Below are 20440 nucleotides of genomic sequence, written 5' to 3'. Positions count from 1 at the left end.
TGCCCTCCCTACGAATTCCTCAAATAAAAATGCCGTTCAGTCTTAACTGAACGGCATTAGCGGCATGCCGCGCTTTTTTATTGGCCGATCAGCCTGGCGTTCGCCATCTGCCGCCGCTGACGCGTTCAATGCAGGCCAGGTCTTGCCAGCTCTGCACGGTCTCGAACTGCCGTGCCAGCAGCAAGGCGCGTACCGCTGGCGCCTGATCGTAGCCGTGTTCCATCAGCAGCCAGCCGCCACTCTTCAGGTAGCGGCCGGCGCCGTCGATGATGTTGCGCAGAGCGCTCAGGCCGTCGGCATGATCAGTCAGGGCGTCCTGTGGTTCAAAGCGCAGGTCGCCTTGGACAAGGTGTTCGTCGCCGGCGACGATATAGGGAGGATTGGCAACGATGACATCGAATTGCTGGTCATCCAGCGCACTGTACCAATTGCTTTGCAGGAGCCGGAATGGTCCGTGTTCCAAGCGCAGATGACGCGCCGCATTGCGGTCAGCCACCGCCAGCGCGGCGCCGCTGACGTCCAGGGCGGTGACCGCAAGATCAGGACGGCTGTGAGCGATGGCGATGGCGATGGCGCCGGAACCGGTGCCGAGGTCAAGCACGCTCAGCTGCTGCCTGCTATCCGACGGCAGAAGCTGCAAGGCCAGGTCCACCAGCAGTTCAGTCTCGGGACGCGGAATCAAGACATCCGGCGTGACTTCCAGCTGCAAACCGTAAAATTCGCGCTGGCCGATAATGTAGGCAATCGGCTCGCCGCGCAGGCGCCGGTCAAACAAGGCTGACAACTGCTGCGCCTGTTGCGCATCGATGCAGCGCTCATCTTGTGTAATCAGCTGGATGCGGGTCAGCTGCAGCGCATGCATCAGCAGGATGCGGTTTTCCAGCGGCGCCAGCGGTGCCTGCTTCAAGAGCGCGCCGATACTGCAGCCGGCCTCTACCGTGAATGTGTCGGCAATCCCTGTCATTTCAGCATCAGTCCGAGGGCGGGTCAGTAGCGGCGATTGCTGCCGTTACCGCGTTTGAACAAAGTAGCTACAAGGATTACCAGCAGTATGACAAAACCCAGCAAAGACCATTGCGGTATCGACAGGCCCATGATCGGATCGTAGGCAGTGGTGCAGAGCGCGAAGGCATCTACCTGGAATACCGATGGCAGCAGGGTCGCAGGCGGCAAGGCGTTCATCGGCGCCTCCAGTACATCGCGGCCGCAAGAGATGGCTGGATGGGCGATGATCCACAGGTGCCAGATGGCGGTGCCGGCGCCACCCAGGCCAGCCAGGATGCCGAGACCGGCGCCGGCTTTCTGGGCGCCCGCCGGCAGGCTGGCGCAAATCAGGCAAATCAGCGCGATCACCGCGAAGGCGTAACGCTGGATCACGCACAAGGGGCAAGGCTGCATGTTCTGGTAGTGCTGCAGATACAGGGCGGCGCCCAGGATGGCCAGGCAGATGAAAGCGACGGCAAGCAAAATGGATTTGGATGTTTTCATTTTTTTATCGATGTATGGTGAGTCGAAGAAGCCATGGTCATACCGAGCATCAGATAGTACCGCTGCTGCTTGGTTCCGGGCCAGGCGCTAGCATATGCGATTATCCAGGACGCAGTGGCACGAGCCTTAAATCGCGTCACCCAGCGTCGCTAGCAGGTCAGCCTGATGTTCGGCCGCCAGGGCATTGGTCAGCTCCGTGAGATCACCATCCATGATGAAATCGAGCTTGTACAAGGTCAGGTTGATGCGATGGTCGGTCATGCGGCCTTGCGGGAAATTGTAGGTGCGGATCCGTTCGCTGCGGTCGCCCGAACCGATCAGGGATTTGCGGGTTGCCGCTTCTTTTGATTGCTGCGCGCGCAGCTGGCCGTCCTTGATGCGCGCCGCCAGCACTTTCAGGGCCGAGGCCTTGTTCTTGTGCTGGCTGCGGTCGTCCTGGCATTCGACCACGATGCCGGTCGGCATATGCGTGATGCGCACCGCGGAATCGGTCTTGTTGATGTGCTGGCCGCCGGCGCCTGAGGCGCGGTAGGTATCGATGCGGATGTCGGCGGGATTGATGTCGACGTCGCCGACCTCGTCCGCCTCCGGCATGATGGCGACGGTGCAGGCCGAGGTATGGATGCGGCCCTGGGTTTCCGTTGCCGGCACGCGTTGCACGCGATGGCCGCCGGATTCGAACTTGAGCTTGGAATAGGCGCCGAAGCCGAGCACGCGGACGATCACTTCCTTGTAGCCGCCGATTTCCGACGCCGATTCGGACACCATTTCGACCTGCCAGCGGTTGCGTTCGGCGAAGCGGCTGTACATGCGCAGCAGGTCGCCGGCGAACAGCGCCGATTCGTCGCCGCCGGTGCCGGCGCGGATTTCCAGGAAAATATTGCGTTCGTCGTTGGGGTCTTTCGGCAGCAGCATTTTTTGCAGATCGCCTTCCAGCTGCTCCATGCGCGCCTTGGCCGCCATGATTTCATCCTGGGCGAATTCCTTCATGTCCGGATCGGACTGCATTTCCTGCGCCGCTTCGATGTCGCCGACGGCCTGCTGATACGACTGGTACAACTCCACCAGCGGTCCCAGTTCCGCATGTTCGCGCGACAGCTTGCGATAGTTGTCCATGCTGGCGGTCGCATCTTCCTGCATGAGCAGGTCATTGACCTCGACCAGGCGGTTGGCGAGTTGGTCGAGCTTGGCGAGCATTGATGGTTTCATGGCGTGTTTCAGTCAGAAAAAGACGGGTTGAAGCGTTGGAGAGTAAAGTGCCGGCAGCCAGACGCGGCGCGGCCGTGCGCGGGAGTAGCGCAGATGCGCTAACGTTTGGTGCGGAACAGTTGCGGCAGGAGGGCAGCCAGGCGTGCGCGTTCGTCGCCCTGGGCATTGTGCAAAGCCTGTTGCGGGCCGTGCATGAATTTGGCGGTGAGGCCCTTGGAAAGTGCTTCCAGCACCACTTCGATATCCTCGCCCTTGGCCAGCATCTTGCGGGCGCGTTCCAGTTCCAGCCGGCGCATTGCTTCGCTCGATTCTTGCAGGTCCTGGATCACCGGCACCACGACCCGGTTATCGACCCAGTGCATGAATGACTGCACGCGGGTTTCAATGATGGCCTCCGCCTGGGCCACGGCGGCCTGGCGGTTTTCCATGCCGGTTTGCACAATCGAGCCGAGGTCGTCGACGGTGTACAGGAAGATGTCGTCGAGGCGGCCGATTTCCGTCTCGATATCGCGCGGCACCGCCAGATCCAGCATGAACATCGGCTTGTGGCGGCGCGCCTTGACGGCGCGCTCGACCATGCCAAGGCCGATGATGGGCAGGCTAGATGCGGTGCAGGAAACGATGATGTCGTATTTGCCCAGCTGCGTCGGCAAATCGATCAGCCGGATCGCCTGGCCGTTGAATCGATGCGCCAGCAGTTCGGCGCGTTCCATGGTGCGGTTGGCGACCGTCAGCGATTTCGGGTTTTGCGCGGCAAAGTGGGTAGCGCACAGCTCGATCATTTCGCCAGCGCCGATGAACAGCACATGCTGGCCGGCGACGGTATCGAAAATCCGTTCCGACATGCGCACCGCCGCCGCTGCCATGGAAACGCTGTGGGCGCCGATCTCCGTGGTGCTGCGTACTTCCTTGGCGACCGCAAAGGTGCGCTGGAACAGCTGGTGCAGATAGGTGCCGAGCCCCCCCGCCGCTTCGGCGTGACGCACTGCATCTTTCATCTGCCCCAGGATCTGCGCTTCGCCCAGCACCATCGAATCCAGCCCGGAGGCTACGCGGAAGGCATGGCGCACGGCATTGTCCTGCGGCAGCGTGTACAGATGCGGACGCAGGTCGGCGTAGGGCAGCTGGTGATAGTGGGCCAGGAAATGCGCGGTGGAATCGATGGCGGCGTCGACGCCGTGCTGCAGGTTGCCGGCGGCATACAGCTCGGTGCGGTTGCAGGTCGACAGGATCGCCGCTTCGTCCGACATGTTGACGTCGTTGCCGCCGCTGAACCAGGCGCGCGCCGCCATCACCGCCTGACCGATCTGGTCAGCCGGGAAAGCCACCTTTTCGCGCAGGGAAACAGGCGCGGTGGTGTGGTTGAGTCCGACGGTTAGCAGGTGCATAGAGGCGGTTACGGACGGGAAGGGTGCTTATTCGAGCAACAATATTGTTAGCTCCTGATTATACTCTTAGTCGCCCGTGTCGAATCGCCAAGCGGCCAATACCAGCTATGCCCGCCAGTAATACAGCCGCGCTTAGTTGGTGATAGCTGGCAAAATGACAATAAATGTACTGCCTTCGCCTAAAGTGCTTTCCAGCGAGATTTCGCCGAAATGGCGCTCGACCACGGTTTTGACGAATACCAGGCCGAGGCCGGTGCCGTCGGAATGTGGCTGGCCGGGGGCGCTGACTCTTTGATAACGCTGAAACAGCTTGACCTGGTCGTGCGGCGCAATGCCGAAGCCCTGGTCGCTGATGCGGCATATCACCTGCGGCAGCAATTTGACGTATTTCAGACGCAGGGTGCAGGTAATCCGGGTGTCCGGCAGGCTGTAGCTGATGGCGTTGGAAATCAGGTTGCACAGCGCACGCGCCATCAGCGAACGGTCGATATTGGTCAGGAACTCCGGTCCCTCGATGTCAGTGATCAGCTCGATTTTCTTATTGTTGGCCAAGCTCCACATTTCATCGACGGCGTCGTACAGCACATCCTGGAAATCCACTTCTTCGAGCCGGTATTCCGACGATTCGGCGCGCGCCAGCTGCACGAAATTGTCGGCCAGCCCGAGGGTCTTGCGGGCCGCTTGCTCCAGGCGCGCGAAAAATTCCTTTTGCGGCAAGGCTGAAGCGGCGTTGCCTTGCAGTTCCAGCAAGGCCAGGATCGAAGCCTGAGGCGCGCGCATGTCGTGCGACAGGAAGCGCAGGGTTTCATCGCGGCTGCGCTCGGCGGCGCGGATGATGGTGATGTCGACAATGCTGACGATCCAGCCGGTCAGCACTTGGTGCGCCGAGTGGCAGGGGCCGCTCTTGATCAGCAGGTCGCGTCCCTGCTGGTCTTGCACCGCGGTGCCGCTGGTGAGCGTGGAAACGTGTTCCAGATCGATCAGGTCCCACCAGCTGAAGGTATGGTTGGCCGAGGTATTGGTCGCCTGCGGCGTGCTCATGTTGGAGAACAGGTAAGGCAGCAGGGCGCCGTCGATATTGCGGATGCCGGCGGCGGCGAAGTAATCGCGCGCAAACTGATTGGATACCAGCACATGGCCGTCGATGGTGGTGATCAGGGTGGCGTCCGGCAGGCTGTTGACGCTGTCGGAAATGAACTGGCGCAAATCGCGTACCCGGCGTGCCGCCACGCGCATGGCGTTGATGCGCTGCTCAAGCAAGTCTTCCACCTGCTGCGGGGCGCGTTCGGTGTTCACTTCCGGCAGCAGATGCGGCTCCTGGTCGAGCAGCATGAATTCCTGCCCGAGATAGGAAATCGCCGATTCCAGGCGGATCCAGTTCCATATCGGATGCGCAATCGCCAGCGCGATCAGGGCGGCGGTCGGCGCGATCCATATCCCCAGCGTCAGCAGGAAATAGCTGACCGCCATGGTCAGCACCATCAGGGCGGCGGTAATCAGCAGCGAGATGCGCGGCGTCCACAGCAGATAGCTGGAGAGCGCTATCAGTACTGGAATGATGCTGAACAGCGCCGTCTGCAAGGGACGCGCAATGCTGATGGTCTTGTGGTCAAGCAGGCCGGCCAGGATATTGGCATTGATTTCTATGCCCGGCATGACGCCGGAGGTGCCAGAGACGGGCGTGGGAAATGTATCCGCCATGCCAAGCGCGGTGGCGCCGATCAATACATATTTACCGGTGAAAAACTGATCGGGGACGTCGCCGCGCAACACCGATGCATAAGGCACGGAGCGGAAATGGCCGGTGCTGCCGGCGAACGGGATCTGGATCTGGTAGTCGCGCTGCCAACTGTCCGCCTTGTGCGGTTCGACCTCGGGCGGCATCGCACCCAGGCGGGCGCCGGGCAAGTTGCCGGCGGCATCGGTGATCTTTTGTCCGGCCACGCCCGCCAGCGCTACCGCAAAATGCGGCCACCACTTGCCATCCTGGCCTTCTTGCAAGAAGACGCTACGTACCACGCCGTCCCGATCGAGTTCCGGATGGATGTGACCGACACTGCGTGCGGCATTGAGAAAATCCGGAATCGGTAACAGGGTCCTGAGGCCCGGCCCGGCGCTGGCGACCACAATCGGCAGCACAGTCAGCTTGCTGGCGGCCAGCGCCTTGGTCAGCGCACGGTCGTCGGCGCGCTGGCCTGGCGTTTGCCCCTGTTCCGCTTCCGGCATGATGACATCGAGCCCGATCGCCAGCGGATTGGCGTGCATGATGCGGTTCAGCAGCTTTGCGTGCAGGCTGCGTTCCCATGGCCAGCGTCCCAGTTTGCTGATGCTGTAGTCGTCGATGGCGACGATGATGATGTCGTCGCGCGCCGGTCGCGAGTCGGCGCGCATGAACTGGTCATACAGAGTGGTGTCGAGCCGCCCCAGGCCATTCACATAGCCCATGCTGCCGGCAACGATCAGCATCAGTACGGTAATCGCCAGCCATTGGCGAAACGCCACCCGTTTGATGAGAGGAATCACCTGTTTGATCATGGACGCTGCGCGAGAACTTGCATGGCGGGCCCCGGTTTAATAGCCGGCCTGGGTAGTGCCGCCGACATTGAGCAAGGGCGAACCGTCGCTGGTGACCCAGCGGCTGCCGATATACACTTTTTGCGCCGGCGAAAACGGGCTGACGTAGCCGTCGGCATCGATCGCCTTGATGTGGATGAAATAGGTGCCGCTGGCCGGACGCGGCACATTGATTTCCGGCGTCGCGGTGTCCTGCGTCAGCAGCAGGCTGGAGAAGCCGGCGTCGCGGCCGATTTCGACCACGAACTTCTGCCCTGGTTCGCCGGTCCAGCGGAACGACAGGTCGCCGTCGACCGTGTCGGCAATCTTTGGAATCTGCAAGGCAGGCAGCAGGCTGAAGCCTTGCTGGTCGCCGTAAGGCCCCTGGTCGCGGCCGCCTGCGGTTGCAGCAATGGTCGCGACGCGCCAGTAGTAGGTGCCGAGTGCCAGTTTGCCGGCGTTGAACTGCGCTGCGCTTAATGCTGCTTCGTCGATTATGACGTGGCTGAACTCGGCATCGCTGGCTACCTGCAGATGATAGGCCTGGGCATTGGCGACCTCGGCCCAGCTGAACATCAGGTTTTCGCTGCGCGATTTGTTTTTCGGTTCGATCGAGATCGGCGGTTCCGGCCGAGCCTTCAGGGTAAACGCAGCGATCAGCGGCTTGCCTTCCAAGCCGGCCTGGTCCAGCGCGGTGATGCGAACGAAGTACTTGCCGTCTTCCAGTCCGTTGATCTTGATTTCAGGGCTGTCCGACTCTGCTTCGCTGATGACGTTACTGAGGCTGGCGTCGGTGGCGACTTGCGCGCGATAGCCGCCGGCGCCGCTGACTGGATTGACGGTAAAGCGTACTGTCGGCCGTTCCTGCAGCTGCGGCAGGTTGTTGGTGAATTCTGGTTGCGGCAGCAGCGCCACTGCCTTGCCAACGCCCTTGGTGCTGGTGATATTGCCCTGGCCTGCGCGCAGGGTCAGGGCAGCCGGCTTGTTCTTTTTCGCCACAGCGACGCCGCCGCTCAAAACCTCGGTCAAGACCCTGTCGCCGACCAGGTCGACGCGGAAATCGGTACCGCGCACGCCCGCCACCGCCAGCGGCGAATGAACTTCAAAGCGGCCTTTGTTCTTTTCCAGCGGCGAGACCTTGGATTCGACCCGGCCCTTCAACAAGGTAATCTCGGTGCGCGGACTCTTGGTATACCGCGCGCTGCGCAGCTTGCTGAGTTTCACCTGGCTGTTGGACGGGATCGCGATATGCGACTGGTCGGGCAGGCTCAGCGTCAGAAAGCTGTTGCTGCCGGTATTGATGATGGCGCCTTCGGTCAGGGTTGTGCCGATGCCGAGAGCAACCGGGCGGCCGTCGGCGCCGGTGGCGTCGATCGAGCCGGACATGGCTGCCACTTGCGCCGAGCTGGGGTCGTCCGGCAGCAGTGCTACCGGGATGATGATGGCGGTGCCGATCGGGATGGTGCGGTCGTTGCCTATGCGGTTGAGCTTCGCCAACTGCACCCAGTTGCCCTTGTTGCCGGTGAGCTGGTCAGCGATGACGCTTAGGGTGTCGCCCAGTTGCGCCCGGTAGGTAATGGTGGCGGCGTCCACCTGGAGTGCTGCCGGGTCGAGCGCTGGCGGGGCGGCAAATAACAGCGAGGAAGGCGCCGACAACAGCGCCAGTAGAGCTAGTTTGGTGAATGTGCTGCGCATATTTGTCTATCAGCGCAACCGCAACGCGCCTTATCCTGTTAATTGTTCCAATCGATACCCATAGCTATAAACCGGTGCGAGCCGATAGCCGTTTTCTGGTCGTAATTGTAACTTACTCCTTACCCGGGATACGTGTGTATCCATGGTACGGGACGGGATGTCGACATCGCGCGACCAGACTGCCTCTAGGATATATGCGCGTGAGAGAGGGCGGCCGAGGTTGCGAAAAAACAACAGGGCCAGGTCGAATTCCTTCTGGGTAATCTCGATTGGCTTGCCGGCCAGCGTCAGGCGACCCGAACGGGTTTCAAACAAATAGTCGTTGAAAACGATCTGTTCGCTGGTGTTCTGGATCGGATAGGCGCGCCGCAGCAGGGCTTGCACCCGGGCCACCAGTTCGCTGCGCCGGATCGGCTTGATCATGTAGTCATCGGCGCCGGCGGCCAGGCCTTCCACGATGTCATCTTCGCCGGACCGGCTGGTGATGAACAGGACCGGAATGGTCCGCGGCAGCTTGTCTCTTACCCAGCGCAATACCTCGGGCCCGCTCAGATCCGGGACCTGCCAGTCCAGAACCAGCATGTCATAGCTCTCCCGCCGCAGCTGGTTCAATATTTCTTTCCCGCTTTGAAACGGGTGGCAAATATGGCCACTGGATGTGAGCACCTGGCAAACTAGATCGGTTTGACTGGGATCGTCATCAAGGACAGCAATTCTCATATTTTATATATGTTAGGTGAGGCAGGCATGGTGGGCCGGCATCGGTGTTGTGGCGTGTACAAGGAGTATATTATTCTTATTGCTACATTGCTGTAGATAAATGTTCTATATATTTCCAGTGTCTTGCAATTGCCACAAATCAATTTAAAAAGCGGTGTCGGATGAATTTAACAAAGCATGCGCCAAAACTCTGGCTGACGCAGGGCTTGTTGGGTCCGATTGTCATACAGTGTATGACGGGAATTGTAAAATTCCACCTTCAAGGCGGCACGTCATGGTCCGCGCCTGCAAGGGGAACAGAATCAGTCGCAGTACTTTGCTGACTATCGGGTGAGCAGATTTTTGCGAAGCGCTTGGTGCGTTGCGGCGTCCAGCGCCCGCTCAGGCGTCCGGCAACACCACATTCACGTCCAGCACTTCAAGATTGCCCTGGCGATCCAGGGAAATCTTGATGTCGTCCGCATTGACCTTGGTGTACTTGGAAATCACCTCGATCAGTTCCTTGTGCAGCGCCGGCAGGAAATCGTGGCCCGAGCGGCCATTGCGCTCGCGGGCAATGATGATCTGCAGGCGCTCCTTGGCGGCCGATGCGGTTTTGGGCTTGCTGTTAAACAAGAACGAGAGCAATGCCATCTTATTTTCCTCCAAAGATGCGATGCAGGAAACCCGGCTTTTCATAGGAGGTAAAGCGCAGGGCGACTTCGTCGCCGAGGAAGCGCGAGACCACGTCCTCATAGGCCAGGGCGACGTCGCTGCCTTTGATGTGGATCGCAGGATTACCCTGGTTGGAGGCGTGCAGCACCGATTCCGACTCAGGGATGATGCCGATCAGCGGGATGCGCAGGATATCCTGGACATCGGTATATGACAGCATTTCGCCGGCTTCGACCCGTTTCGCCGAATAGCGGGTGATCAGCAGGTGTTCCTTGACCGGCTCGCCGCCGTTTTGCGCGCGGCGCGACTTGGCCTGGATGATGCCGAGGATGCGGTCGGAGTCGCGCACCGACGATACTTCCGGATTGGTGACGACGATCGCTTCATCGGCAAAGGTCAGCGCCATCACGGCGCCGCGCTCGATGCCGGCTGGCGAGTCGCAGATGATGTATTCGAAGTCCATCTTGATCAGGTCGTTGAGGACGGTCTCAACGCCTTCTTCGGTCAAGGCATCCTTGTCGCGGGTCTGCGAAGCCGGCAGGATAAACAGGTTTTCGCAATGCTTGTCCTTGATCAGAGCCTGGGTCAGCGTTGCTTCCTTGTTGACGACATTGATCAGGTCGTACACCACGCGCCGTTCACAGCCCATGATCAGATCCAGGTTGCGCAGGCCGACGTCAAAGTCGAGCACGGCGGTTTTGTGGCCGCGCATGGCCAGACCCGATGCAAAACTAGCGCTGGAGGTGGTCTTGCCAACTCCGCCTTTGCCGGACGTAACAACGATGATTTTTGCCACGAAGAGCTCCTAAGGTTATGCATTGCGGGACAGAGTTTAAGAGTCGCCGCAGCGCGACGAATTACTCTGTCCCCAACTGATTAGATAAACGGTTATACCATCCCAGACTCGATTAACTGCGGGACGCGGAATTGAGCGATAGTACGTCAATCCGGTCGCCGCTCAGTCGAATTTGTGCGGGCTGGCCCTTTTGTTCCGGCGGCAGGCCGTTCTCAAAAGTGCGGTAGACGCCGGCGATGGAGACCAGTTCGGCTTCCATGCTGGCGGCAAAGATGCGTGCCGAAGTGTCGCCGCTGGCGCCGGCCAGCGCTCGCCCGCGCAAGGGCGCGTAGACGTGGATGCTGCCGTCGGCGATGATTTCGGCGCCATTGTTAACTGTGGCGGTAATGACCAGATCGGCATCGCGCGCATAAATGCGTTGTCCGGCACGTATCGGCGTATCGATGATCATGGTGCTGGCTGCGGCTTTGAGCGGGGCCGCGATTGGAACTGGCGGGGGCGGCGGCGCTGCGGCGGGTTCCTGGCGCGCAGCCACCATCTGATCGATGCTCAGTCCGCTGGCGAGGATGCCTTCTTCCATGTCGGCCGGCGCATTGCGTACTGCAACCGCGTTCAAACGGTATTTTTTCAGCAGCGAGATCAATTGGGGCCAATCTATCGGCGGCCTGTCCGTTCCCAGTGCGGCGACATCGATGACGGCAAACTCGTTGTCAAAGAAATCCGCAGTGCCTCCCGTCATTTCCTGCAAAGCTGCTTCCAGGGCCATCGGATCGGAATCATGCAAGATCGCCGAGACGGCGACCACTGTTGCAATTTTTATTTCAATCGGCTTGCGGGATTTGTTTTTGAGCATAAAGCAGTGTGGTGTCTGAGCTAAACGCAGCGAAAAGCGCCGGCGATTGGCTTATAGGAACGTTTAGGCGGCAATTGGTTCGTTTTAAAGGGGTATAAAATATTGTCTTGGTTTGTGATCTTACCAAATCTCGGGGGGATCACAAAAAAGGATTGCCGTTTGTTGTTGCAATCTGTGGCGATATGTAGAGCACCGGCAAGTCCGGCCCGAGGATTGCCCTCGTTTGAAATCGTCGCGCAAATGCAAAAAGGGCTTAGCCGAAGCTAAGCCCTTTTTGATATTTTGGTGGCCCGGGGCGGAATCGAACCACCGACACAAGGATTTTCAATCCTCTGCTCTACCGACTGAGCTACCAGGCCAAGGGACAGGAGTATAGCAAAACATTTTTAATCCGCAAAGCCCATTGTTGAATTTTTTTAAAAAAACTTTGCGAGGTCCTTCGCAGGCCGCTTTGGCCGGACCTCGGCAGTCCGCCAACCCTTATTTCATGGCGCTCAGCAGCCCGCGTGAGCGTAATCGCTATAATGGCTGCATGAAAGATACAGGATCAATCTCGAAAGCCGCCGGTGCGCCGCTGATGACAAAACATCAGTGCGATATATGTATCGTTGGCAATGGCGCTGTCGGCAAAGCGGCAGCGCTTGGCCTGGCGCAGATGGGTTTGCGCGTCACCTTGCTGGGGATGGCGCCGGGAACTGCCGCAGCTGCCGCGCCGGATGCCTGGGACACGCGTGTGTACGCGCTGAACCACGTCGCGCGTACCTTGTTGTCTACCGTTAAAGTCTGGGACGCATTGGACCCGGCCCGGGTTGCCGCGGTCGAAGGGATGGCGATCAAGGGCGGGACCGACAGCGGCACGGGAAACCTTTCCTTCGATGCTTATAGTGCGCACGTCGACGCGCTGGCATGGATTGTTGAGGACAGGAATCTTAATCAGGCCTTGGATGCAGCCCTGAAATTTGCCTCGAACCTGAACATAATTACCAGCCGTGTGCAAAGCATGCAGGTCGGTGCTGCCGCTGCGATGGTGCAGCTGGATTCGGGGGAGACCATCGCAGCGGCCCTGATCGTCGGCGCCGACGGTGCGCAGTCCTGGGTGCGCAGCCAGTGCGGCATCGGCATCGATTACCGCTCTTATAAGCAGCGCGGCGTGGTCGCCAATTTTTCCTGCGAGCGGCCGCACCACGGCATTGCCTATCAGTGGTTCACCGAAACTGAAGGTATCGTCGCTTTGCTGCCGCTGCCCGGCCAGCGCGTGTCGCTGGTCTGGTCGGCGCCGGAAGCGCTGGCGCTTTCATTGCTGGATGAACCGTTGTCGCAGGTGGCGGCGCGCCTGTCATTGCTGGCGGCGGATCAGCTGGGACAGCTGCAACCCTTGCAGCCGGAGCTGACGCAAGGTTTTCCTTTATCCTTGCTCAAGACGCATGCCCTGGTGGCGCCGCGGGTGGCGCTGATCGGCGATGCCGGCCACGTGGTGCATCCGCTGGCCGGACATGGCATGAACTTGGGATTCGGCGATGTCGCCGCGTTGATCCAGGTGCTGGCCGAGCGTGGCGTACATCGCGATTGCGGCGATGAACGACTGCTGGCGCGTTACGCCCGTTCGCGCAAGGAAGAGATATTATTGATGCAAATGACCACCGATGGCCTGGAGCGGCTGTTCGGATTCGATTTCAGCCCATTGCGGCTGTTGCGCAACGCAGGTTTGAACTTGCTGGACAAGATACCAGTCTTAAAAAGACAACTGATGACCCACGCTTTGGGTCGGACAAGCGAATAACTGGAATAGCGATGAAAAAAACAAGCGTGATGCTGGCAGTGTTGATGGGCCTGTGGGCAAGCGTGGTCTCTGCCGAAACCTTGCAGGAAGCGGCGGTCAAGAAACTGATCGAGCTGCGCCTGGGCGAGGGGGCCAAGGTCGACGAAGTAACCAAGACGCCGTACGCCGGCTTGTTTGAAGTGCGCGTCGGCAGCGATATTTTCTATACCGATGCCGCCGCCAAGTATGTGTTCGTCGGCCGTATCATGGATGCCCAGTCGTCGCGCGACTTCACGCGTGAAAGAGTTGATGAGTTGAACAAGGTCACGTTCGCCGACCTGCCGCTGGACCTGGCCATGAAGAGGGTCAAGGGCAACGGCAAGCGCGTGATCGCGGTGTTCGAAGATCCTAACTGCGGCTATTGCAAGCGCTTCCACAAGACCACTTTGCAGGAAATCGACAACGTCACTGTTTACACCTTCCTTTTCAACATCCTGGCGGAAGACTCGTCGGTCAAGGCGCGCAACGTCTGGTGCAGCGCCGACCGCAACAAGGCATGGACCGACCTGATGGTGGACGGCAAGGCCGCCACCGCCGCGCCGACATCCTGCCAGGCGCCTAACGACAAAGTCCTGGCGCTCGGTCAAAAGCTGAATGTGACCGGTACGCCGACGATTATCTTTGCCGACGGTTCGCGTGTGCCAGGCTGGATCGACGCCAAGACCATGGAAGCAAAATTCTCCTCTTTGAAGTAATTTTCTGCTTATCACTGTTTATCGCGGCGTATTATTTTCGCGCCATACAGCATCGGGCTCCGGCATGGTCAATATCATCGATAAAGATATCGGCCTGGAGCCGGATCCTGCCGCTCACCGTCCGCCATGAGCCATTCTCGCTATAGCGGCCAGATCGTCGGCTTATTGCTGGCTGCCGGCCGTGGCCGGCGCTTCGACCCGACTGGCATCCAGAGCAAGCTGCTGCAAAAGCTGCCGACGGCTGACGGCCGGACGGTGCTCGCCAGCGCTGCCGCCAAGCTTGCCGCGACGCTTCCTCTTTGCATCGTGTTGCGTCCGGATGTGCCGGAGCAGATCGCGCAAATTACTGAATATCCCTGGGTGCAATGTGCAAACGCCGACGACGGCATGGCGGCTTCGCTGGCGTATGGCGTGCAGCAGAGCGCGGATGCGGCCGGCTGGATCATCGCGCTGGCGGACATGCCTTATGTTGAAACCTCAACCATCCAGGCGCTGGCGGCGGCGCTGCGCGGGGGCGCCGATATCGTGGCGCCGGTTTTCCAGGGGCGGCGTGGCAATCCGGTCGGCTTCAGCCGCGCGCACCTGTCGCGCCTGCTGGCCTTGCGCGGCGACCAGGGCGCCCGCAGTCTGCTGCAATCGTTTCCCGTCGTCGAGGTGGCGCTGGACGATCCCGGCATACACCAGGACATCGACACCGTCGCCGATATACGACAATCCTCCTCGTGAAGCGGGAAATAGGCCGGTGTTTTCAGCGTCACGCCACCGAGGAGCGGCCGAACATGCTCAATCCCGCTACACTATCGTCTTTTTGCGCAGCCTCGGCAGCCTATTTGACGTTATCCTGACCAGATGAACCCACATTTCCTGAACAAACGCATTATTCATTTACTCGGTTATGCCGGGCTGATTCCGTTCGTGCTGCTGACGCTGGCGAGCTGGCTGGTCAACGCCGACTGGCTGCGCGATTTCATCCGCGGTCAGCTGGCCTACGGCATCGCCGCGCTGTCGTTCCTGGGCGGAATCCACTGGGGAGCGGTGGTGCTGCGCGCCAACCTGTCGCCGGATCACACTCGCAAAGCCTTGATCTGGGGCGTGGCGCCGACCATCATTGCCTGGTTTTCGACCATGGCTGGCGGTTTCGGCTTCGCCTTGCTGATCGCCGGTTTCATTGCGGCTTACCAGGCCGACAAGCGCCTGTTCCCATGGTACGGCTTGCCGTCCTGGTTTATTGAACTGCGTTTCAGGCTGACCTGCGTCGCGGTAGCCGCGCTGATGCTGACCGTGATCGCCGGTAACGTTCGAGGATAAGAAGATGAAAAAGAATACAAGCAAATCAGCCGCTAAAACTGGCAGCGGCGTATTGTCATACAGCATCGTCGCCGCTGATCCGGCCGCCCATCTGTTTGCCGTGACGCTGACGATCGCCGATCCGGCCGTGGTCGGCCAGATCGTCGCCTTGCCGGCATGGATCCCGGGCAGCTACATGATCCGCGAGTTTGCCCGCAACATCGTGCAGATCCGCGCCGAATCGAATGGCCGCAAGATCGCTCTCCGTAAAATCGACAAGCATTCCTGGCAAGCCGCGCCTTGCGATGGCCCGCTGACCCTGCACTACCAGGTGTACGCCTGGGACCTGTCGGTGCGTACCGCCCATCTGGACCAGACCCATGCTTTCTTCAATGGCACCAGCGTTTTCCTGCGCGCGGTCGGCCAGGAAAATGTCCCGCACATCGTGGAGATCCAGCGGCCGCAAGGCGAGGCCTATGAAGCATGGCGGATCGCCACCGCATTGCCGACGCTGAAAGCCAAGCGCGGCGCGTTCGGCAGCTATGTCGCCGCCAACTACGATGAGCTGATCGATCACCCGGTCGAAATGGGTACTTTCCAGCTGCTCAGTTTCAAGGCGCATGGCGTGCCGCATGAAATGGCGATCACCGGCAATGTGCCGAATCTCGATCTGGCGCGCCTGAGCGCGGACCTGAAAAAAATCTGCGAAACCCAGATTGCTTTCTTCGAGCCGGCCGGCAGCAAGTTCGCCAGGCGCGCGCCGATGGAGCGCTATGTATTCATGACCCTGGCGGTAGGCGACGGCTATGGCGGCCTGGAGCATCGCGCATCGACCGCCCTGATCTGCGCACGCGCTGACTTGCCGGTCAAGGGCCAGGCGGAAATGAGCGACGGCTACCGTACTTTCCTCGGTCTTTGCAGCCACGAATATTTCCATACCTGGAACGTCAAGCGCATCAAGCCGGCAGCTTTCGCGCCTTACGATCTGCAAGTGGAAAACTACACGCCGCTGCTGTGGCTGTTCGAAGGCTTCACCAGTTATTACGACGATCTCATGCTGTTGCGTAGCGGCCTGATCGACCAGGTTGCGTATTTCAAGCTGGTTGAAAAGACCGTCAACGGCGTGCTGCTGGGCAGCGGCCGCCACAAGCAAAGCGTGGCGGAATCCAGCTTTGACGCCTGGGTTAAATATTACCGTCAGGATGAAAACGCGCCGAATGCGATTGTCAGCTATTACACCAAGGGTTCGCTGGTGGCGCTGGCGCTGGACCTGACCATTCGCACGGAAACCAAGGGCAGGAAATCGCTGGACGATGTGATGCGCGCCCTGTGGCAAAAATACGGCCGCGATTTTTATGCCGACAACGGCTTGGGCGGCCGTGGCGTCAGCGAGGCCGCCGTCGAAGCCTTGTTCGACGAAGTCACTGGCCTCAAGCTGAAGCGTTTCTTCGACCGTTACGTGCGCGCCACCGATGATTTGCCGTTGGCGAAACTGTTGGCGCCGACCGGCATAGTGGTGGCGGACCAGCGCAAGCCGGGCAAGCCTTCGCTGGGCGCGCGCATCGCCTACAGCGGCGGCGACTGCAGGCTGGCCAATGTGTATGAGAGTGGCGCCGGCCATCGCGCCGGCCTGTCGGCCGGCGATGTGTTGGTGGCGATCGATGGTATCCGCGTGCCAGTCAAGCTGGATACCTTGCTGGCGCGCTATCGGGTTGGCGACACCATTACGGTCCACGCTTTCCGGCGCGACGAGCTGCTGGTTTTCAGTGTCCGCCTGCTGGCCGACAGTGCGCCGCAAGTCAGTCTCGATGCGGAAGCCAAGCCGGCGCTGGGTACAGCGATGCGCACTGCGTGGCTGGCCGGGCGCAACAGCCGTTGAGTGTGTGCAGCCGATGCACAGCCGATAAAAAAAACCGGGCAGATTTGAGCTGCCCGGTTTTTTTTATTCCGCCTTCAAGCCGTTCCAGCGCGGCGTCAACGTATGTTCGATAGCGAACAAGTCAAGCACCCGCCCCAGCGTATGGTCTACCATTTCCGCGATGCTTTGCGGCCGGTGATAGAAACCCGGCAACGGCGGGAAAATGATGCCGCCCATTTCGGTGACGCTGGTCATGTTACGCAGATGCGCCAGGTTGAAAGGCGTTTCGCGCACCATCAGCACCAGGCGCCGGCGTTCCTTTAACACTACGTCGGCGGCGCGGGCAATCAGATTGTCCGACAGGCCGTGCGCGACCGAAGCCAGGGTTTTCATGGAGCAGGGCGCCACGATCATGCCGTCGGACTGGAATGAACCGCTGGCGATGGAAGCGCCGACATCGCGCACATTGTGGACCACGTCGGCCAGCGCTTCGACCTGCTTGCGGCGCATTTCCAGCTCTTGGTGCAGGTTCAGCACGCCGGCCTCGGAAATCATCAGATGGCTCTCGACGCCGGGCAGTTCGCGCAGCAGCTGCAACAGCCGCACGCCATAAATAACGCCGGTGGCGCCGGTGATGGCGACAATCAGGCGGCGTGGCGGCGGACTAGCTGAGACCACGGGCGGTCTCAGGCCTTCAACAGGGTTTGCAGTTCGCCGGATTCAAACATTTCATTCATGATGTCTGAGCCTCCGACGAATTCGCCGTTGACGTAAAGTTGCGGAATGGTAGGCCAGTTGGAGTAATCCTTGATGCCTTGGCGCACAACCGGGTCTTCCAGCACATTGATGGTGACGATGTTTTCGGCGCCGCTGGTTTTCAACAACTGGATGGCGCGGCCGGAAAATCCGCATTGTGGGAACTGCGCGGTTCCTTTCATGAACAGCACCACTGGGTTACTGGTCACGGTTTCCTTGATCCACGCTTGTACATCGCTCATGGCAATACCTTAAAAAAGTTCAGAATACCGCCATTATATGAAAAAGGCCGTTGCGCTGCTGGTGAGTCTGGCCTTCCGAGGCTGCCGAGAGCTTCGATCCGGCCGAAGTTGCCGGAGGGAAGTATGGAAGTGTGGTGAATTCCGCACTTGTCAAGAGTTTTTGACGAAAGGCCCGAGTCCATGTACAATCTCAGGTTCTCCCGATTCCGCCCAGCGATTTTGTGTTTGCTTGTTGCATATTCGTCGCTGATTATGGTGTTTTAGGAAAGAAATTTTTTTTAATAGTCTTCAATCATTTCGATGAGGTTTCATATGTACGCGGTCATAAAAACCGGTGGCAAACAATATAAAGTTGTTGCCGGCGAAAAACTCAAAATAGAACAGATACCTGCAGACATTGGCACCGAACTCACTATTGATCAAGTGCTTGCAGTTGGCGCTGGCGATTCCCTGAAATTCGGGGCGCCATTGGTCGAAGGTGCTACGGTGTCGGTTAAGGTATTGGCGCAAGGTCGCCACGATAAAGTCAAGATCTTCAAAATGCGTCGTCGTAAGCATTATCAGAAGCATCAAGGCCATCGTCAAAATTACACCGAAATTCAAATCGTTTCGATCAACGGCTAATCCCCGGCGATTGACTTAACCAGATACCAGGAGTTTTAAATGGCACATAAAAAAGGCGGCGGCACTACGCGCAACGGCCGTGACTCAGAGTCAAAACGACTCGGCGTCAAGGTCTACGGTGGCCAGGCGATTAACGCCGGCGGCATCATTATTCGTCAACGCGGCACTAAGACGCATCCAGGCGAAAATGTTGGCATGGGCAAGGATCACACCCTGTTCGCACTGATCGACGGCAAAGTACAATTCGTAACCAAGGGCGCTACCCAGCGTAACTACGTTACTGTCGTAGCAGCTTAAGCCACACTCTAAGCGTCGACACAAGCAAGGCCGCTGGCCTTGCTGCGAAAGGCTCTGCCGCTGGTAGAGCCTTTTTAGTTTCTGGTCGTAAAACACTGCACGGACAGCAAAGCTTGCGCGGCGATTTAATGCCGCCGCGGCGGATTGCGTCTGGTAGAGTTGTCGCTATTGCAATGACGGCCAGCGTGGCCGCTGCAACAATGCGCAAAAATCGGTAAAGTTACCCGTGCATTTCAATAAGAATTTAACCTCCAACCTCATTAGGACCTTCGAATGAAGTTTATAGATGAAGCAAAAATCGAAGTCATTGCCGGCGATGGCGGCAATGGGGTTGCGAGTTTTTGCCGTGAAAAATTCCGCCCGTTTGGCGGCCCTGACGGTGGCGATGGCGGCGTAGGCGGCAGTATCTGGGCCGTTGCCGACCGCAATATCAACACCCTGGTCGACTATCGCTTCTCCAAGATGCATCGCGCCGGCCGTGGCGAAAACGGCCGTGGCTCGGATTGCTACGGCAAGGGCGCGGACGACATCAAGCTGCGCATGCCGGTCGGCACGCTGATCGTCGACATCAACACCGGCGAAGCAATCGCCGACCTGACCGATCACGGTCAGGAAGTGCTGCTGGCCAAGGGCGGCGAGGGCGGCTGGGGTAACATCCACTTCAAATCCTCGACCAACCGCGCGCCGCGCCAGAAGAGCGACGGCAAGGAAGGCGAACGCCGTGAACTGCGGCTGGAGCTGAAGGTGCTGGCCGACGTCGGCCTGCTGGGACAGCCGAATGCCGGCAAGTCGACTTTCATCACCGCGGTGTCGAATGCCCGCCCGAAGATCGCCGATTACCCGTTCACCACCTTGCATCCGAACCTGGGCGTGGTCCGCGTCAGTCACGAAAAGAGTTTCGTGATCGCTGACATCCCGGGCCTGATCGAAGGCGCGGCAGAGGGCGCGGGACTGGGAATCCAGTTCCTGAAGCACTTGCAGCGCACTGGTTTGCTGTTGCACATCGTCGATCTGGCGCCGTTCGAAGACACGGTCGATCCGGTCAAGGAAGCCAAGGCGATCGTCAAGGAATTGAAGAAATACGATCAGTCGCTGTTCGACAAGCCGCGCTGGCTGGTGCTGAACAAGATCGACGTGATCCCGGACGGCGAGCGTGTCAAGCGCGTCAAGGATTTCATCAAGCGCTTCGGCTGGAAAGGCCCGGTATTTGAAATTTCCGCGCTCAACCGCGACGGCTGTCCAGAACTGGTGACCGAGATCTACGGCTACCTGGCGGAAAAGCGCCAGCAGGAAACCCGTTCGGAAGAAAAGCAGATGGTGGTAGAAGCACAAGCCATTCTGTCTATCGATCCGGATGATCCGCGTTTCAAGATACTGGACTAAGCTGTCATTTGGCGGCCGTTGTCGATAAGGGAGCAAAGGCCCGTTTCGACCGCGGCCTTATTTTTGCCCGCTGTTTTTGTCCGCCGCCTTGCGTCATCGGCAGCGGCACGGCCGCTATAGATA

Annotated in this window: 20 protein-coding genes and 1 tRNA gene; 8 read left to right on the top strand and 13 right to left on the bottom strand. The window is 59.4% G+C overall.

Going from position 1 to position 20440, the window contains the following annotated elements; translation table 11 throughout:
• Positions 1-88: 88 nt before the first annotated feature.
• The 11 genes from prmC to BCF11_RS07495 all read right to left on the bottom strand — a co-directional run bounded on the left by prmC (position 89) and on the right by BCF11_RS07495 (position 11715).
• A complete protein-coding gene (gene prmC, locus BCF11_RS07545) occupies positions 89-964 on the bottom strand; it encodes a peptide chain release factor N(5)-glutamine methyltransferase (protein WP_098494196.1) in 876 nt (291 codons plus the stop codon).
• Between the two features lie 23 nt (positions 965-987).
• Positions 988-1488 carry a disulfide bond formation protein B gene (locus BCF11_RS07540; protein WP_098494195.1) on the bottom strand — a complete coding sequence of 167 codons (501 nt, stop codon included), beginning with the start codon at positions 1486-1488 and terminating at the stop codon, positions 988-990.
• Positions 1489-1614: 126 nt separating this feature from the next.
• Positions 1615-2697, bottom strand: coding sequence for a peptide chain release factor 1 (gene prfA, locus BCF11_RS07535; RefSeq protein ID WP_098494194.1), 1083 nt, complete (start codon positions 2695-2697; stop codon positions 1615-1617).
• Between the two features lie 98 nt (positions 2698-2795).
• Complete coding sequence (gene hemA / locus BCF11_RS07530) at positions 2796-4085, bottom strand: glutamyl-tRNA reductase (protein ID WP_098494193.1); 1290 nt, start codon at positions 4083-4085, stop codon at positions 2796-2798.
• Positions 4086-4217: 132 nt separating this feature from the next.
• Positions 4218-6620 carry a CHASE2 domain-containing protein gene (locus BCF11_RS07525; protein ID WP_098494192.1) on the bottom strand — a complete coding sequence of 801 codons (2403 nt, stop codon included), beginning with the start codon at positions 6618-6620 and terminating at the stop codon, positions 4218-4220.
• Between the two features lie 36 nt (positions 6621-6656).
• Complete coding sequence (locus tag BCF11_RS07520) at positions 6657-8333, bottom strand: FecR domain-containing protein (RefSeq protein WP_098494191.1); 1677 nt, start codon at positions 8331-8333, stop codon at positions 6657-6659.
• Positions 8334-8363: 30 nt separating this feature from the next.
• Positions 8364-9053: a response regulator transcription factor gene (locus BCF11_RS07515; RefSeq protein ID WP_098494190.1), complete on the bottom strand. Its 690-nt coding sequence runs from the start codon at positions 9051-9053 to the stop codon at positions 8364-8366.
• Between the two features lie 381 nt (positions 9054-9434).
• Positions 9435-9686: a cell division topological specificity factor MinE gene (gene minE / locus BCF11_RS07510; RefSeq protein ID WP_038493233.1), complete on the bottom strand. Its 252-nt coding sequence runs from the start codon at positions 9684-9686 to the stop codon at positions 9435-9437.
• Position 9687: 1 nt separating this feature from the next.
• Positions 9688-10503 carry a septum site-determining protein MinD gene (minD, locus tag BCF11_RS07505; RefSeq protein ID WP_098494189.1) on the bottom strand — a complete coding sequence of 272 codons (816 nt, stop codon included), beginning with the start codon at positions 10501-10503 and terminating at the stop codon, positions 9688-9690.
• A gap of 112 nt (positions 10504-10615) precedes the next feature.
• On the bottom strand, positions 10616-11356 hold the full coding sequence (gene minC / locus BCF11_RS07500) for a septum site-determining protein MinC (RefSeq protein ID WP_098494188.1): 741 nt from the start codon (positions 11354-11356) through the stop codon (positions 10616-10618).
• A gap of 283 nt (positions 11357-11639) precedes the next feature.
• A tRNA-Phe gene (locus BCF11_RS07495) sits at positions 11640-11715 on the bottom strand.
• Between the two features lie 218 nt (positions 11716-11933).
• Between BCF11_RS07495 and BCF11_RS07490 the strand changes: the two genes are divergently transcribed.
• The 5 genes from BCF11_RS07490 to BCF11_RS07470 all read left to right on the top strand — a co-directional run bounded on the left by BCF11_RS07490 (position 11934) and on the right by BCF11_RS07470 (position 17036).
• Entirely contained in the window at positions 11934-13136 is a 1203-nt protein-coding gene (locus tag BCF11_RS07490) for an FAD-dependent monooxygenase (protein ID WP_233212408.1), read from the top strand.
• Positions 13137-13147: 11 nt separating this feature from the next.
• Positions 13148-13870 (top strand): DsbC family protein, encoded by a 723-nt coding sequence (locus BCF11_RS07485; RefSeq protein WP_098494187.1) that lies wholly within the window; start codon positions 13148-13150, stop codon positions 13868-13870.
• 126 nt (positions 13871-13996) lie between these two features.
• Positions 13997-14596: an NTP transferase domain-containing protein gene (locus BCF11_RS07480; protein WP_098494186.1), complete on the top strand. Its 600-nt coding sequence runs from the start codon at positions 13997-13999 to the stop codon at positions 14594-14596.
• A gap of 123 nt (positions 14597-14719) precedes the next feature.
• Positions 14720-15178 carry a DUF3429 domain-containing protein gene (locus tag BCF11_RS07475; RefSeq protein ID WP_098494185.1) on the top strand — a complete coding sequence of 153 codons (459 nt, stop codon included), beginning with the start codon at positions 14720-14722 and terminating at the stop codon, positions 15176-15178.
• 4 nt (positions 15179-15182) lie between these two features.
• The gene (locus BCF11_RS07470) at positions 15183-17036 is read left to right on the top strand and encodes a M61 family metallopeptidase (RefSeq protein ID WP_098494184.1); all 1854 of its coding nucleotides are present in this window, start codon (positions 15183-15185) and stop codon (positions 17034-17036) included.
• 63 nt (positions 17037-17099) lie between these two features.
• Here BCF11_RS07470 and BCF11_RS07465 read toward each other — a convergent pair whose 3' ends face one another.
• Both BCF11_RS07465 and grxD read right to left on the bottom strand, forming a co-directional pair.
• Positions 17100-17693 (bottom strand): UbiX family flavin prenyltransferase, encoded by a 594-nt coding sequence (locus tag BCF11_RS07465; protein ID WP_098494183.1) that lies wholly within the window; start codon positions 17691-17693, stop codon positions 17100-17102.
• 8 nt (positions 17694-17701) lie between these two features.
• Positions 17702-18013, bottom strand: coding sequence for a Grx4 family monothiol glutaredoxin (gene grxD, locus BCF11_RS07460; protein ID WP_061944363.1), 312 nt, complete (start codon positions 18011-18013; stop codon positions 17702-17704).
• A gap of 312 nt (positions 18014-18325) precedes the next feature.
• Here grxD and rplU point away from each other — a divergent pair, with 312 nt between their 5' ends.
• The 3 genes from rplU to obgE all read left to right on the top strand — a co-directional run bounded on the left by rplU (position 18326) and on the right by obgE (position 20317).
• A complete protein-coding gene (rplU, locus tag BCF11_RS07455; protein ID WP_098494182.1) occupies positions 18326-18637 on the top strand; it encodes a 50S ribosomal protein L21 in 312 nt (103 codons plus the stop codon).
• A gap of 39 nt (positions 18638-18676) precedes the next feature.
• Positions 18677-18934, top strand: a complete 258-nt coding sequence (rpmA, locus tag BCF11_RS07450; RefSeq protein ID WP_014007873.1) for a 50S ribosomal protein L27 — start codon at positions 18677-18679, stop codon at positions 18932-18934.
• 273 nt (positions 18935-19207) lie between these two features.
• Positions 19208-20317 (top strand): GTPase ObgE, encoded by a 1110-nt coding sequence (gene obgE, locus BCF11_RS07445; RefSeq protein ID WP_098494181.1) that lies wholly within the window; start codon positions 19208-19210, stop codon positions 20315-20317.
• Positions 20318-20440: the final 123 nt, after the last annotated feature.

Source organism: Collimonas sp. PA-H2, assembly GCF_002564105.1.
Taxonomy (GTDB): domain Bacteria; phylum Pseudomonadota; class Gammaproteobacteria; order Burkholderiales; family Burkholderiaceae_D; genus Collimonas.
This window is presented reverse-complemented; position numbering and strand designations above follow the sequence as displayed.

Bases quoted from the DNA above. Each gene is read 5' to 3' on its own strand.
- prmC (WP_098494196.1), bottom strand. From the start codon at position 964: ATGACAGGGATTGCCGACACATTCACGGTAGAGGCCGGCTGCAGTATC.
- BCF11_RS07540 (WP_098494195.1), bottom strand. From the start codon at position 1,488: ATGAAAACATCCAAATCCATTTTGCTTGCCGTCGCTTTCATCTGCCTG.
- prfA (WP_098494194.1), bottom strand. From the start codon at position 2,697: ATGAAACCATCAATGCTCGCCAAGCTCGACCAACTCGCCAACCGCCTG.
- hemA (WP_098494193.1), bottom strand. From the start codon at position 4,085: ATGCACCTGCTAACCGTCGGACTCAACCACACCACCGCGCCTGTTTCC.
- BCF11_RS07525 (WP_098494192.1), bottom strand. From the start codon at position 6,620: ATGATCAAACAGGTGATTCCTCTCATCAAACGGGTGGCGTTTCGCCAA.
- BCF11_RS07520 (WP_098494191.1), bottom strand. From the start codon at position 8,333: ATGCGCAGCACATTCACCAAACTAGCTCTACTGGCGCTGTTGTCGGCG.
- BCF11_RS07515 (WP_098494190.1), bottom strand. From the start codon at position 9,053: ATGAGAATTGCTGTCCTTGATGACGATCCCAGTCAAACCGATCTAGTT.
- minE (WP_038493233.1), bottom strand. From the start codon at position 9,686: ATGGCATTGCTCTCGTTCTTGTTTAACAGCAAGCCCAAAACCGCATCG.
- minC (WP_098494188.1), bottom strand. From the start codon at position 11,356: ATGCTCAAAAACAAATCCCGCAAGCCGATTGAAATAAAAATTGCAACA.
- BCF11_RS07490 (WP_233212408.1), top strand. From the start codon at position 11,934: ATGACAAAACATCAGTGCGATATATGTATCGTTGGCAATGGCGCTGTC.
- BCF11_RS07485 (WP_098494187.1), top strand. From the start codon at position 13,148: ATGAAAAAAACAAGCGTGATGCTGGCAGTGTTGATGGGCCTGTGGGCA.
- BCF11_RS07480 (WP_098494186.1), top strand. From the start codon at position 13,997: ATGAGCCATTCTCGCTATAGCGGCCAGATCGTCGGCTTATTGCTGGCT.
- BCF11_RS07475 (WP_098494185.1), top strand. From the start codon at position 14,720: ATGAACCCACATTTCCTGAACAAACGCATTATTCATTTACTCGGTTAT.
- BCF11_RS07470 (WP_098494184.1), top strand. From the start codon at position 15,183: ATGAAAAAGAATACAAGCAAATCAGCCGCTAAAACTGGCAGCGGCGTA.
- grxD (WP_061944363.1), bottom strand. From the start codon at position 18,013: ATGAGCGATGTACAAGCGTGGATCAAGGAAACCGTGACCAGTAACCCA.
- rplU (WP_098494182.1), top strand. From the start codon at position 18,326: ATGTACGCGGTCATAAAAACCGGTGGCAAACAATATAAAGTTGTTGCC.
- rpmA (WP_014007873.1), top strand. From the start codon at position 18,677: ATGGCACATAAAAAAGGCGGCGGCACTACGCGCAACGGCCGTGACTCA.
- obgE (WP_098494181.1), top strand. From the start codon at position 19,208: ATGAAGTTTATAGATGAAGCAAAAATCGAAGTCATTGCCGGCGATGGC.